This window comes from Archangium violaceum (assembly GCF_016859125.1).
Classification (GTDB): Bacteria; Myxococcota; Myxococcia; order Myxococcales; family Myxococcaceae; genus Archangium; species Archangium violaceum_A.
This window is the reverse complement of sequence record NZ_CP069338.1, coordinates 9,304,349-9,316,432: the sequence shown is the minus strand read 5'-3', so window position 1 is coordinate 9,316,432 and position 12,084 is coordinate 9,304,349. Positions and strand designations below refer to the sequence as shown.

The following is a 12,084-nucleotide window of genomic DNA, read 5'->3' as shown; positions in this document are numbered from 1 at the left end:
TCCGCTCAGCCCTGCGAGGGACTAGGCCGTGGGCTTGGCGGCGGCGGCGCGCTTGTGGCGCTTGATGAGCTCGCCCACCGTCTCGGAGGGGGTCGCGCCGGCCTTCAGCCAGTGCTCCAGGCGATCCGCGTCGAACTCCACCTTGGCCGGGTTGTGGTTGGGGTCGTAGGCGCCGACGGCCTCGATGAACTTGCCGTCCCGGGGGTTCCGGGAGTCGGTGGCCACCACGTGGTAGTACGGCTTCTTCTTGGCGCCCGCGCGGGCAAGACGGAGAACAACGGCCATTTCTGATGCTCCAGGTGAAAACTAAAGGTGAAACGAAGGTGATCAGCTTGGAGGGGGGCGCTCTTAACGCCGCCCCAACCGGATTGTCAAGGAAGCTCGGGGTTTTGCGCCGTTTCTGACGCATTTTCTCCGCCCCGATTGGCCAGCTGCCCACAGGCCCCGGCGATGTCCCGGCCCCGGTTCTGCCGGATGAAGGCGGCGATATGCCCCTCGGTGAGCAGTTCCCGGAAGCGCTCGGCCCGCTCGTCCATGGTCGTCTTGAAGCCGAGCCCGGGGTTCTCGTTGTAGGGGATGAGGTTGACCTTGGCGGGGATGTCCTTGAGCAGCTCGATGAGGCGGTAGGCATCCTCGTCGCTGTCGTTGAAGTCCCGCAGGAGGACGTACTCGAAGGTGATGCGACGGCCCTGGCGCAGGGGGAACTTGCGGCAGGCGTCGAGCAGCGCCGCGATGTTCCACTTGCGATTGACGGGCATCGTCTTGGAGCGCTGCTCGTCGGTGCTCGCGTTGAGCGAGATGGCGAGCTTCACGTCCGTCTCCTGGCCGAAGCGCTCGATCATCGGCACCAGGCCCACGGTGGAGACGGTGATGTGGCGGTGGCTGAAGTTGGGCCCGTCCTCGGACTGGAGGATGGAGAGCGCCGTCTTCAGGTTCTCGAAGTTGTGCAGGGGCTCGCCCATGCCCATGAAGACCAGGTTGGAGAGCGGGCGCAGGGTCTCCAGCTTCTCGTTCTTGCGCACCTCGCGGTTGACCGCGTGCACCTGGGCGACGATCTCCCCCGGGGTGAGGTTGCGCTTGAGACCCAGGGTGCCCGTCATGCAGAAGCTGCACGCCATGGCGCAGCCCACCTGGGTGGACACGCACAGCGTCTTGCGGTCCTCCGAGGGCATGTAGACGGACTCGATGTAGCGACCATCCCGGGTCTTCCACCGGTACTTGATGGTGCCGTCCACCGAGCGCTGCTCGGCGTCCTTCACCAGGGGGACGATCTCCGCGCGCTGCTTGAGCTTCTCGCGCAGGACCTTGGAGAGGTCCGTCATCTCGTCGAAGGACGTGGCGCCGCGCTGGTGGATCCACCGGTAGAGCTGGCCGGCACGGAACGCACGCTCGCCCAATTCCTCGGTGAGGAAGCGGGTGAGGCCCTCCAGCGTGAGACTGGAGACCTCCACGAGCTTCGCGGGCGCGGGGGCCTGCGCGGGCACGGAGGTGGCCGTGATGTCGGCGTTGGCGCTGGTGGGCTCGGGCTGCATCATCATGATTCCAACGAGGGGAGTGTGGGCGTGACTTCCCACAGGATGGGACGCGGAGTCAAAGGAGCGCCCGTCCCCTTCCCTGCTTTTCGTGGGCTGCCGGAAAAGACGACCGGCCCGGCCACCCGCGGAGGAGCGCGGGAGCCGGGCCGGGGTCCTGGGCTCGAGGCCCTACTGCCTACTTCTTGGCCGTCCAGTCGTAGCCGTGGATCTCGGTCTCGCGGAAGAAGTACGCGATCTCGATCTTCGCGTTCTCCAGGCTGTCCGAACCGTGCACCGTGTTCTGGTCGATGCTGGTGGCGAAGTCGCGGCGGATGGTGCCCGGGGCGGCGTTGGCCGGGTTGGTGGCGCCCATGATGTCGCGGTTGGCCAGGACGGCGTTCTCACCCTCCAGCACCATCAGCACCACGGGGCCGGAGATCATGAAGTTCACCAGGTCCTTGAAGAAGGGCCGCTCCTTGTGGACGGCGTAGAAGCCCTCGGCCTGGGCCTGGGACAGCTGCTGCAGGCGGATGGCGACCGGCTTGAGACCCTTCTCCTCGAAGCGGGAGATGATCTTGCCGATGACGCCCTTCTGGAGCCCGTCGGGCTTGATGATGGACAGCGTACGCTCGATGGCCATTGTCGTGGTCCTCGTGTGACGTGTGAGAGGTGGGACTAGCGCTTCTTGTTGGGAGCGCCGCGCTTGACGGCCTCCTGCAGCGTGGTGCCGAGCTCGGCGGGGCTGGCGGACATGAGGATGCCCGCGGACTCCATGGCCTTGATCTTCTCCGAGGCCGTGCCCTTGCCACCGGAGATGATGGCGCCGGCGTGGCCCATGCGCTTGCCCGGAGGAGCCGACTGGCCGGCGATGAAACCGGCGATGGGCTTGGTGAACTCGCGCGCCACGTACTCGGCGCCGCGCTCCTCGGCGTCGCCGCCGATCTCGCCGATCATGATGACGGCGTCGGTCTCCGGGTCCTCGTTGAACAGCTTCAGCACGTCCACGAAGTCCGTGCCGTTGACCGGGTCACCGCCGATGCCCACCGCGGTGGACTGGCCCAGGCCCAGCTGGGTGAGCTGGAACACGGCCTCGTAGGTGAGCGTACCGGAGCGGGACACCACGCCGATGCGACCCGGCTTGTGGATGTGGCCCGGCATGATGCCGATCTTGCACTGGGCGCCCGGGGTGATGACGCCGGGGCAGTTGGGGCCGATCAGGCGCACGCCCGGCCTACCCTGCAGGTAGCGCTTGGCCTTGATCATGTCGTTGACGGGGATGCCCTCGGTGATGGCGATGATGAGGGAGATGCCCGCGTCGGCGGCCTCCATGATGGAGTCGGCGGCGAAGGGAGGCGGAACGAAGACGACCGAGGTGTTGGCGCCGGTCTGCTTCACCGCGTCGGCCACCGTGTTGAACACGGGGACCTTGCCCTCGAAGTCGGTACCGCCCTTGCCCGGCGTGACGCCGGCGACCAGCTTCGTGCCGTACTCCAGCATCTGCTTGGAGTGGAACGAGCCCGCCGAGCCGGTGATGCCCTGGCAGAGGACCTTCGTGTTCTCGTTGACGAGGATGCTCATGGCTTGAACCTTTCTCTGCCCTACTTCAGCGCGGCGACGGCCTTCTCGGCGGCCTGGCGGAGGTTGTCGGCGGGGGTGATGGCGAGGCCGGAGTTGCGCAGCAGATCCTTGCCCTTCTCCACGTTGGTGCCCTCGAGCCGCACCACGAGCGGAACCTTGAGCTGCACTTCCTTCGCCGCGGCGATGATGCCCTCGGCGATGACATCGCACTTCATGATGCCGCCGAAGATGTTGACGAGCACCGCCTTCACGGCCGGGTCGGCGAGGATCAGCTTGAAGGCGGCAGTCACCTTCTCCTTGCTCGCGCCGCCACCCACGTCGAGGAAGTTGGCCGGAGCGCCGCCCACCAGCTTGATGGTGTCCATGGTGGCCATGGCCAGACCCGCGCCGTTCACCATGCAGCCGATGTTGCCCTCCAGCGCGATGTAGGCCAGGTCCCACTCCTTGGCCTGGGTCTCGCGCGGATCCTCCTCGGCGATGTCGCGGTACTCGAGCAGATCCTTGTGCCGGTAGAGCGCGTTCTCGTCGAAGTTCACCTTCGCGTCGAGCGCCACCACGCCGCCATCCTTGAGGATGACCAGCGGGTTGATCTCCACCAGGGAGGAGTCCGTCTCCACGTACATCTTGTAGAGCGCGGCGCAGAACTGGACGAACTTGTTCACCGTGGGACCGGTGAGGCCCAGGCCGAAGGCCAGCTTGCGGCCCTGGAAGTCCTGGAAGCCCACCGCCGGGTCCACCGACTCGCGGAGGATCTTCTCCGGGCTGTGGGCGGCCACTTCCTCGATCTCCACGCCGCCCTCACGGGAGGCCATGAAGGTGATGCGCGAGGTGGCGCGATCCAGCGTCACGCCGAGGTACAGCTCCTGACCGATGGCCAGGCCCTCCTCGATGTAGACCTTGTGGACCGTCTGCCCCTCGGGCCCGGTCTGGATCGTCTTGAGCTTCATGCCCAGCATCTGCTTGGCGAGGTCCTTCGCCTCGGCGGGGCTCTTGGCGAGCTTCACGCCGCCGCCCTTGCCGCGACCGCCCGCGTGGATCTGCGCCTTCACGACGACGACCGGGGTCGCCAGCTCCTTGGCGGCCGCCTCGGCCTCATTGGGCGAAAGCGCGAGGATTCCCCTCGGCGTGGGGACGCCATACTTCCGGAAGAGTTCCTTGCCCTGGTACTCGTGGATCTTCATCGAGGCTCCGGGTGACGCGAGTGACGCGAGACTGGCACCCGGGAATCAGCCCCGGGGCGGGACGATGCGGGTGCCTCTCTCGCGCAGAATGGCCCGCTTGGCAAGGCCCTATTGTCAAGGGCCAAACCCGCGGACCGGAAAGAACCGAGGCCCCGGCCCGGCGAGGAACAGCCGGACGCGGGGCCTCGTGAAACGACCATGTGACTGACACCTACTACCCTGCTGCTAGCCCGGCCCGCTCGTCGACTTCTTCTCCTCGCCCTGGTCGAAGAAGATGTCCTTGACGATCTGCTTGGTCACCTCGCGGTTCATCACCGCGATGGAGGTGGTGAGCGGGATCTCCTTCGGGCACACCTTCACGCAGTTCTGCGCCTTGCCGCAGTCCTGGATACCGCCCGGCCCCATGAGACCCCGGACGCGCTCCTCGGCGTTCATCTTGCCGGTGGGGTTCATGTTGAAGAGCCGGGCCTGGCTGATGGCGGCGGCGCCGATGAAGCCGTTGTCGATCGTCACCTGCGGGCACGCCTCGAGGCAGCTGCCGCACGTGATGCACGTGGACAGCTTGTACATCACCGAGTGGTCCCCCTGGGACTGGCGCGGACCGGGGCCCAGGTTGTGCGTGCCGTCGATGTTGATCCACGCCTTCACGCGCTTGAGCGCGTCGAACATGCGGTCACGGTTGACCGCCAGGTCGCGCGTGACCGGGAACTTCTTCATCGGCTCCAGGGTGATGATGGGCTCCCCGTCACCGATGATGCGGTCGATCAGCGCCGAGCAGGCCATGCGGACCCGCCCGTTGATGTTCATGGCGCAGCTGCCGCACACCTCCTCGAGGCAGGCGGCGTCCCAGATCACCGGGGAGACCTTGCGGCCGTCGGTGGTGACCGGGTTGCGCTGGATCTCCATCAGACAGGAGACGACGTTCGCGCCCTTGCTGTACGGGACGCGGAACTCGTCGAAGTGCCCCGCCCCATCCGGACCGTTCTGCCGCCAGATGCGGAAGGTGACGTGCTTCGTGGTGGTGCTGACAGGTGCCTGCGCGGTCGCGGTGTCCATGTCGTTCCCTCCTTACTCAGGCGTACCAGCGCGGCTCGGGGTCGAGCACGGGCGTGGGAAGGTCTTCGTAGCTGATCTGCGGGCCCTCGGCCGAGTACCTGGCCATGGTCGTCTTCGCCCACTTCTCGTGGCGCTTCTTCCACAGCGCCATCCAGTTGGGATCCTTCGTCGGATCCTTCGTCTCCGGCTCGGGCAGCGAGAACTCCGGCTTGTAGTGGGCGCCGCGGCTCTCGTCGCGCAGCAGCGCGCTCTTGGCGATGACCTCGGCCAGCTCGAACATGTTCCAGAGCTGGTTGGCGTACGAGATGCTCCGGTTGCCCACGTTGCCGGTGTCGAGCGCGTTGAGGTTCTTCCAGCGCTCCTTGAAGTCGCGGATCTTCTCCACGGTCTTCTTCAGGCGATCGTTGTAGCGGACGACGGTGCAGTTCTCCGTCATCAGATCGCCCAGCTCGCGGGAGAGCCCGTACGCGTTCTCCTTGCCGTCCATCTTCTTGATGGTGGCGAAGCGGTCCTCCCAGAACTTCTTCGACTCGGCGAAGTACTTCTGGTTGTCCGCGTCGGTGGCACTCTTGGCGTTGTTCTTGGAGAAGGCCACCATGGCCGGGCCGCCGATCATGCCGCTGTAGATGCAGGAGAGCAGCGAGTTGGCGCCCAGGCGGTTCGCGCCGTGGTAGGCGAAGTCCGCCTCGCCCGCGGCATAGAGGCCGGGGATGTTCGTGGACTGGTTGACGGGGCTGCCGACCAGCGGCGTCTGCGTCTGCGGATCCGCCTCGAAGCGCACGTACAGACCGCCCATCGAGTAGTGCATGCCCGGGAAGATCTTCATGGGCACGTGGCGCGGGTCATCACCCACGAACTTCTCGTAGATCTCCATCACGCCGCCCAGCTTGGCGGTGAGCACGTGGGCCGGGATGTGCGTGACGTCCAGGTACACGGCGTCCTGGCCGCCCAGACCCATGCCCAGCTCGCGGCACACGCTGAAGATCTCGCGGGTGGCCACGTCGCGCGGCACGAGGTTCTTGTACTTGGGGTACTTCTCCTCGAGGAAGTACCAGCGCTCGCTCTCGGGGATGTCCTTCGGGTCGCGGGTGTCGCCCTTCTTCTTGGGCACCCAGACGCGGCCACCCTCGCCACGCACCGACTCGCTCATCAGGCGCAGCTTGTCCTCACCCGGGATGGAGGTGGGGTGCACCTGGATGAACTCGCCGTTGGAGTAGATGGCGCCCTCCATGAAGGCGCGACCCGCGGCGGTTCCGGTGTTGATGATGGAGTTGGTGGAGCGCCCGAAGACGATGCCCGGGCCACCCGTGGCGAGGCACACGGCCTCGGCCGGGAAGGTGCGGATCTCGTTGGTCCGCAGATCCATGGCCACGCTGCCGATGCACCGGCCCGTGCCGTCCTTCACCATGCCGAGCCACTCCCAGTACTCGTACTTGGTGACGCGGCCCTCTGACTCCCAGCGGCGCACCTGCTCGTCCAGCGCGTACAGCAGCTGCTGGCCGGTGGTGGCACCCGCGAAGGCCGTGCGGTGGTGCAGCGTGCCGCCGAAACGGCGGAAGTCCAGGAGACCCTCGGACGTCCGGTTGAAGGTCACGCCCATGCGGTCGAGCAGGTAGATGATGCCCGGGGCCGCGTAGCACATGCCCTTCACGGAGACCTGCTCGGCGAGGAAGTCTCCGCCGCGCAGCGTGTCCTTCACGTGGATGTCCGGGGAGTCACCCTCGCCCTTGGTATTCACCGCGCCGTTGATGCCGCCCTGGGCGCAGACCGAGTGGGAACGCTTCACCGGCACGAGCGACAGGATATCGACCTGATAGCCGGCCTCGGCGAGCTTGATGGTGGTCATCAGTCCGGCGAGTCCGCCGCCCACCACCGTGAACCGCGCTGCTGCTGCCATGCTGCGTCTCCTTGGTGACCGGAGGGCCGGACGCCCTCGGGCATGGACGGCGCCGCAACCCGACTTCGCGAGCGAACGCGCCGCCCAGACCTCCGGTTCAATACACTTTCTAGTTAACTGGCGAATTCAGCGAGCCGCAAAGATTACCGGAGCGAAGGGATAAGAGCGCTCCATCTCCGGCATCAGCCCCGCTCAGTCCGGCCCGCGCGGCGGCTCGCACCGCGCGGGACCGGGCCGGCTCGCGGCGGGAAGGACTACAGCTTCACGCCCTCGACGGTCTTCTTCACCGAATCGAAGGACTTGTTGAGCTCGGCCTTCTCGGCCTCGTTGAGCTCCACCTCGACGATCTTCTCCACGCCGCCGGCGCCGATCTGCACCGGGACGCCGAAGAAGTAGCCGTTGATGCCGTACTGGCCCTCGAGCAGGGCGGCGGCCGGCAGGACGCGCTTGCGGTCGAGCAGGTAGCTCTCGGCCATGGCGATGGAGCTGGCGGCGGGAGCGAAGTAGGCGCTGCCCGTCTTGTAGAGGGCCACCAGCTCGGCGCCGCCCTTGCGGGTGCGGTCGATGATGGCGTCCAGCTTGTCCTTGGCGATGAGCTGGGTGAGGGGCACGCCGCCCACGGTGCTGTGACGCACGAGCGGAACCATGTCGTCACCGTGGCCGCCGAGCACCAGGGCCTCGACGTCGCGGATGGAGCTGCCGAGCGCCTCGGCGACGAAGCACTTGAAGCGGCTGGTGTCGAGCACGCCCGCCATGCCGACGACCATGTTCTTGGGCAGACCGGAGATCTTCTGGAGCGCGAACACCATGGCGTCCAGCGGGTTGGCCACGTTGATGACGAAGGCGTTGGGGCAGTGCTGCTTGATGTTGCCCGCCACGTCCCGCATGATCTTCAGGTTGACGTCGAGCAGGTCCTCGCGGCTCATGCCCGGCTTGCGGGGCACGCCCGCGGTGATGATCACCACGTCCGAGCCGGCCACGTCCTTCCAGTCGGTGGTGCCGGTCACGCGGCAGTCGTAGCCGTCCACGGCGGAGAGCTGATTGATGTCCAGCGCCTTGCCCTTGACCAGGCCCTCGGCCGCCGGGATGTCGTAGAGGACGACGTCGCCGAGCTGCTTCTGCACCGCGAGCAGGGCCAGGTTGCCGCCAATCTGACCGCCGCCGATGAGGCCAATCTTCTTCTTGGTGTGAGCCATGTGGATTGTCTCTCCGTGACGACTACATGTTCTTGATGATGGCCTGCCCGAACTCCGAGCACTTCACCTCGGTCACGCTGCCCTGCCCCTCCTGACGCATCAGGCGGGCGAAGTCGTAGGTGACCGTCTTGTTAGCGATGGCCTTGTCCATGCCCGTGATGATGAGGTCGGCGGCCTCGTTCCAGCCCATGTGGCGCAGCATCATCTCGCCGGAGAGGATGACCGAGCCCGGGTTCACCTTGTCCTGGTCCGCGTACTTGGGCGCGGTGCCGTGGGTGGCCTCGAAGACGGCGTGGCCGGTGACGTAGTTGATGTTGCCGCCCGGCGCGATACCGATGCCGCCCACCTGCGCGGCCAGCGCGTCCGACAGGTAGTCACCGTTGAGGTTGAGCGTGGCGATGACGTCGAACTCGTCCGGACGCGTCAGCACCTGCTGCAGGGTGATGTCCGCGATGGAGTCCTTGATGAGGATCTTCCCACCGGCCAGCGCGGCCTTCTGCTCGGCGTTGGCGGCGTCCTCACCCTTGGCGGCCTTGGTGGCCTCCCACTGATCCCAGGTGTAGACCTTGTCGCCGAACTCGCGGGCGGCCAGCTCGTAGCCCCACTTGCGGAAGGCGCCCTCCGTGAACTTCATGATGTTGCCCTTGTGCACGAAGGTCACGCTCTTGCGCTTCTCGCGGATGGCGTACTCGATCGCGGCGCGGATGAGCCGGTCGCTGCCCTCCTTCGACACGGGCTTCACGCCCAGGCCCACGTTCTCCGGGAAGCGGATCTTCCCGAACTCCTTCGGGAACTCCTTCTTCAGGATCTCGAGGAACTTCGCCGCGTTCGGCGTACCCGCCTCGAACTCGATACCGGCGTAGATGTCCTCGGTGTTCTCCCGGAAGATGACCATGTCGACCTTCTCGGGGGTCTTCACGGGGCTCGGCACGCCCTTGAAGTAGCGCACGGGCCGCAGGCAGACGTACAGGTCCAGCAGCTGGCGCAGCGCCACGTTCAGCGAGCGGATGCCACCGCCCACGGGCGTGGTCAGCGGGCCCTTGATGCCCACCAGGTACTCGCGGAAGGCGGCGACCGTCTCGTCGGGCAGCCAGTTGTTGACCGTCTTGAACGCCTTCTCGCCGGCCAGCACCTCGAACCAGGAGATCTTCTTCTTCCCCTTGTAGGCCTTCTCCACGGCCGCATCGAACACGGCCTGCGAGGCGCGCCAGATGTCGCGGCCGGTGCCGTCACCCTCGATGAAGGGGACAATGGGGTGATCCGGCACGAACAGCTTGCCGTTCTGCAGGGTGATCTTCTCGCCGCTCGGAGGGGCCATGAAGGAAGCTCCTGACTTGGGGATGGGGGTGACCTATCGGGCCGCGGATGCTTTGCAACACTGGCCCCCCGCGTCAAGGATGTTCGGCTGCCGAGCGTGCGGCCTGACTTATCGGATCCAATCCCCATAGGGCCTTCCGCCTGGAGCTCCGCCGCGGCCCCTCCCCGCTTCGACCCTACCTCCCAGAACAGGTGCGCCCGCGCTCAGCACCGCTCCACGTCCCACCAGCCGAAGTACATCGTCCGTTGCCCGGTGAGCTGCACCCAGCCGGGCGCATGGGTGTAGGCACGGGGAAGGAGCTTCGAGGCCTCCAGGGCCCGGGCTGTCTCCTCGAAGGACTCGAAGTACAGCGTCACCTCCGTGTCCGCGGTCTGGACCTGTCGCCGGGCGTCCTCGTGCCCCTCCAGCCCCGGGCGGCGCTCGAGCACCGTGAAGAGGAAGCGCCCTCCAGGCTTCAATGCTTCGGACACGTGGCGCAGCGTTCGCGGCAGATCGTCGCAGAAGTCGAGGCACCCCACCGCCAGCGCCACGTCGAAATGGCCGAGCTCCTCCGGGATGGGGTCGCGGTAGCTGTGCACCCGGTACTCGCCCGTGGGCCGACCCCTCCGCGCCAGGTCGATCATCTCGGGTGAGAGATCCAGGCCCACGACCTGTACGGTCGGGTCCAGCGCCCTCGTCAGGTGCCCCGGGCCACACCCCACGTCCAGCACCCGACAGCCGGGTACCACCGCCTCCGCGAGAAACCCCTCCACCCTCCCCTCGTACCGGTGCAGCGAGGGGAAGAAGGCCTCGTAGGCCTTGGCTATCTCTCCGTAGACCTGACGGACGCGCTGTTCCTGTGTGTCGCTCGACATGTCCAAGGTTTATCAGGAGGTCTACGGCCCCGGTTCCCACGAGGGTCATCGCAAGCGCCAGTGAGCAACACAGGGCGGGAAATACCCTCACCCTCGCCCTCTCCCAGGGGGAGAGGGGACTTCCACGGGGCCGCGGATCACCGGGTCATTCCGCTCCTCCCAGAACCGGGACACACACACCGGCGCGAACCGCGTGGACCGCCCGCTCACTCGAATTCGAGCGCGCGCTGGAAGTCCGCCGGGTTGGTCGCCGCGCTCTGCGCCGTCTCCAGGGTGATGATGCCCTGGCGGTAGAGCTGGCTCAGGTGTTGATCGAAGGACTGCATGCCGAACATGTCCCGGCCCTTCTCGATTACGTCCTTGAGCTCACTGGTCCGATCCTCGCGGATGTACTGCTCCACCGACTTGGTCTGGACCATGATCTCCAGCGCCACCGTGCGACCCTTGCCGTCCGCCTTCGGCAGCAGCCGCTGCGAGATGGTCGCCTTGAGGCTGTCGGCCAGGCGCATGCGCACCATCGCCTGCTCCTCGGCGGGGAACACCGACACGAGGCGGTTGATGGTGCGCGAGGCGTCCGTCGTGTGCACCGTCGAGAGCACCAGGTGGCCCGTCTCCGAGGCCTTGAGCGCGATGTCGATCGTCTCCGTGTCGCGCATCTCGCCCACCAGGATGACGTCCGGGTCCTGGCGCAGCGCGGCGCGCAGCGCGATGGCGAAGTTCTCCGTGTCCGGGCCGATCTCCCGCTGCGAGATGGAGGACTTGTGGTTCTTGTAGATGAACTCGACCGGATCCTCGATGGTGAGGATGTGCAGGTTCTCGGTGCGGTTGATGTGATCGATCATCGCCGCGAGTGTCGAGCTCTTGCCCGAGCCCGTCGCTCCCGTCACCAGCACCAGTCCGCGATCATTGCCGGCGATCGTCTTGAGCACCTGTGGCAGCCCCAGCCCGTCGATGGTGGGGATCTCGTCCGGGATGATGCGCAGGATGCACGCCAGCGTGCCCCTCTGCCGGTAGATGTTCACCCGGAACCGCGCCACCCCCGGCAAGCCGTAGGAGGTGTCGTACTCCTGCAGGTTGTCCACCTGGGTCTTCGTCAGCGGATCCTGGATGATGTGAAGCGCTACCTGCTTGGTGTGATCCGGATGCAGCTTCTCCATCTTCAGCGGCCGCAGCACGCCATTGACCCGGTAGATGGGCGGATCGCCAGGCCGGAAGTGGATGTCCGAAGCGCCATTCTGGACGCCGACCGTGAGCAGCTTGTTGAGTGTTGCCTGATCCAGGGGGAGTACCTCTCTCGTCGCGCGGGGATTCTAGGCGAAAGCCCCCCGGGCCAGCCAGGAACCTGACCGGATTCCCCCTCTCGGGTTTCACCGCGCCGTCACAGCGGGGGCCTCTGGCATGAGGTATGAAATCCAGGTAGAAAACTCCGCTGCCCGCGCCCCGCTCCGCAGAGGTTCCCCTGTTCCAGGTCAAGATCGATCAGTCGAAAT

At 66.3% G+C, this 12,084-nt stretch carries 11 protein-coding genes; all 11 read right to left on the bottom strand.

Annotated elements, in window-relative coordinates; translation table 11 throughout:
* Nucleotides 1-21: 21 nt before the first annotated feature.
* Entirely contained in the window at nt 22-285 is a 264-nt protein-coding gene (gene rpsP, locus JQX13_RS39430; protein WP_203404566.1) for a 30S ribosomal protein S16, read from the bottom strand.
* An 86-nt stretch (nt 286-371) separates the two neighbouring features.
* A complete protein-coding gene (gene rlmN, locus JQX13_RS39425; RefSeq protein ID WP_430384227.1) occupies nt 372-1,535 on the bottom strand; it encodes a 23S rRNA (adenine(2503)-C(2))-methyltransferase RlmN in 1,164 nt (387 codons plus the stop codon).
* Nucleotides 1,536-1,710: 175 nt separating this feature from the next.
* Nucleotides 1,711-2,154 (bottom strand): nucleoside-diphosphate kinase, encoded by a 444-nt coding sequence (gene ndk / locus JQX13_RS39420; RefSeq protein ID WP_203404565.1) that lies wholly within the window; start codon nt 2,152-2,154, stop codon nt 1,711-1,713.
* A gap of 35 nt (nt 2,155-2,189) precedes the next feature.
* Entirely contained in the window at nt 2,190-3,092 is a 903-nt protein-coding gene (sucD, locus tag JQX13_RS39415) for a succinate--CoA ligase subunit alpha (RefSeq protein WP_203404564.1), read from the bottom strand.
* A gap of 20 nt (nt 3,093-3,112) precedes the next feature.
* Nucleotides 3,113-4,273: an ADP-forming succinate--CoA ligase subunit beta gene (sucC, locus tag JQX13_RS39410; protein ID WP_203404563.1), complete on the bottom strand. Its 1,161-nt coding sequence runs from the start codon at nt 4,271-4,273 to the stop codon at nt 3,113-3,115.
* A gap of 225 nt (nt 4,274-4,498) precedes the next feature.
* Nucleotides 4,499-5,329 (bottom strand): succinate dehydrogenase iron-sulfur subunit, encoded by an 831-nt coding sequence (gene sdhB / locus JQX13_RS39405; RefSeq protein ID WP_203404562.1) that lies wholly within the window; start codon nt 5,327-5,329, stop codon nt 4,499-4,501.
* A 16-nt stretch (nt 5,330-5,345) separates the two neighbouring features.
* Nucleotides 5,346-7,226, bottom strand: coding sequence for a succinate dehydrogenase flavoprotein subunit (gene sdhA, locus JQX13_RS39400; RefSeq protein WP_203404561.1), 1,881 nt, complete (start codon nt 7,224-7,226; stop codon nt 5,346-5,348).
* Between the two features lie 254 nt (nt 7,227-7,480).
* On the bottom strand, nt 7,481-8,422 hold the full coding sequence (mdh, locus tag JQX13_RS39395) for a malate dehydrogenase (protein ID WP_203404560.1): 942 nt from the start codon (nt 8,420-8,422) through the stop codon (nt 7,481-7,483).
* Nucleotides 8,423-8,444: 22 nt separating this feature from the next.
* A complete protein-coding gene (gene icd / locus JQX13_RS39390; RefSeq protein ID WP_203404559.1) occupies nt 8,445-9,740 on the bottom strand; it encodes an NADP-dependent isocitrate dehydrogenase in 1,296 nt (431 codons plus the stop codon).
* 203 nt (nt 9,741-9,943) lie between these two features.
* Nucleotides 9,944-10,594: a class I SAM-dependent methyltransferase gene (locus JQX13_RS39385; protein WP_203404558.1), complete on the bottom strand. Its 651-nt coding sequence runs from the start codon at nt 10,592-10,594 to the stop codon at nt 9,944-9,946.
* A gap of 206 nt (nt 10,595-10,800) precedes the next feature.
* Nucleotides 10,801-11,874 (bottom strand): type IV pilus twitching motility protein PilT, encoded by a 1,074-nt coding sequence (locus JQX13_RS39380; protein WP_203412417.1) that lies wholly within the window; start codon nt 11,872-11,874, stop codon nt 10,801-10,803.
* Between the last annotated feature and the right edge of the window lie 210 nt (nt 11,875-12,084).

Coding starts and splice junctions, on each gene's coding strand:
- rpsP (WP_203404566.1), bottom strand. CDS start 285: ATGGCCGTTGTTCTCCGTCTTGCCCGCGCGGGCGCCAAGAAGAAGCCG.
- rlmN (WP_430384227.1), bottom strand. CDS start 1,535: ATGATGCAGCCCGAGCCCACCAGCGCCAACGCCGACATCACGGCCACC.
- ndk (WP_203404565.1), bottom strand. CDS start 2,154: ATGGCCATCGAGCGTACGCTGTCCATCATCAAGCCCGACGGGCTCCAG.
- sucD (WP_203404564.1), bottom strand. CDS start 3,092: ATGAGCATCCTCGTCAACGAGAACACGAAGGTCCTCTGCCAGGGCATC.
- sucC (WP_203404563.1), bottom strand. CDS start 4,273: ATGAAGATCCACGAGTACCAGGGCAAGGAACTCTTCCGGAAGTATGGC.
- sdhB (WP_203404562.1), bottom strand. CDS start 5,329: ATGGACACCGCGACCGCGCAGGCACCTGTCAGCACCACCACGAAGCAC.
- sdhA (WP_203404561.1), bottom strand. CDS start 7,226: ATGGCAGCAGCAGCGCGGTTCACGGTGGTGGGCGGCGGACTCGCCGGA.
- mdh (WP_203404560.1), bottom strand. CDS start 8,422: ATGGCTCACACCAAGAAGAAGATTGGCCTCATCGGCGGCGGTCAGATT.
- icd (WP_203404559.1), bottom strand. CDS start 9,740: ATGGCCCCTCCGAGCGGCGAGAAGATCACCCTGCAGAACGGCAAGCTG.
- JQX13_RS39385 (WP_203404558.1), bottom strand. CDS start 10,594: ATGTCGAGCGACACACAGGAACAGCGCGTCCGTCAGGTCTACGGAGAG.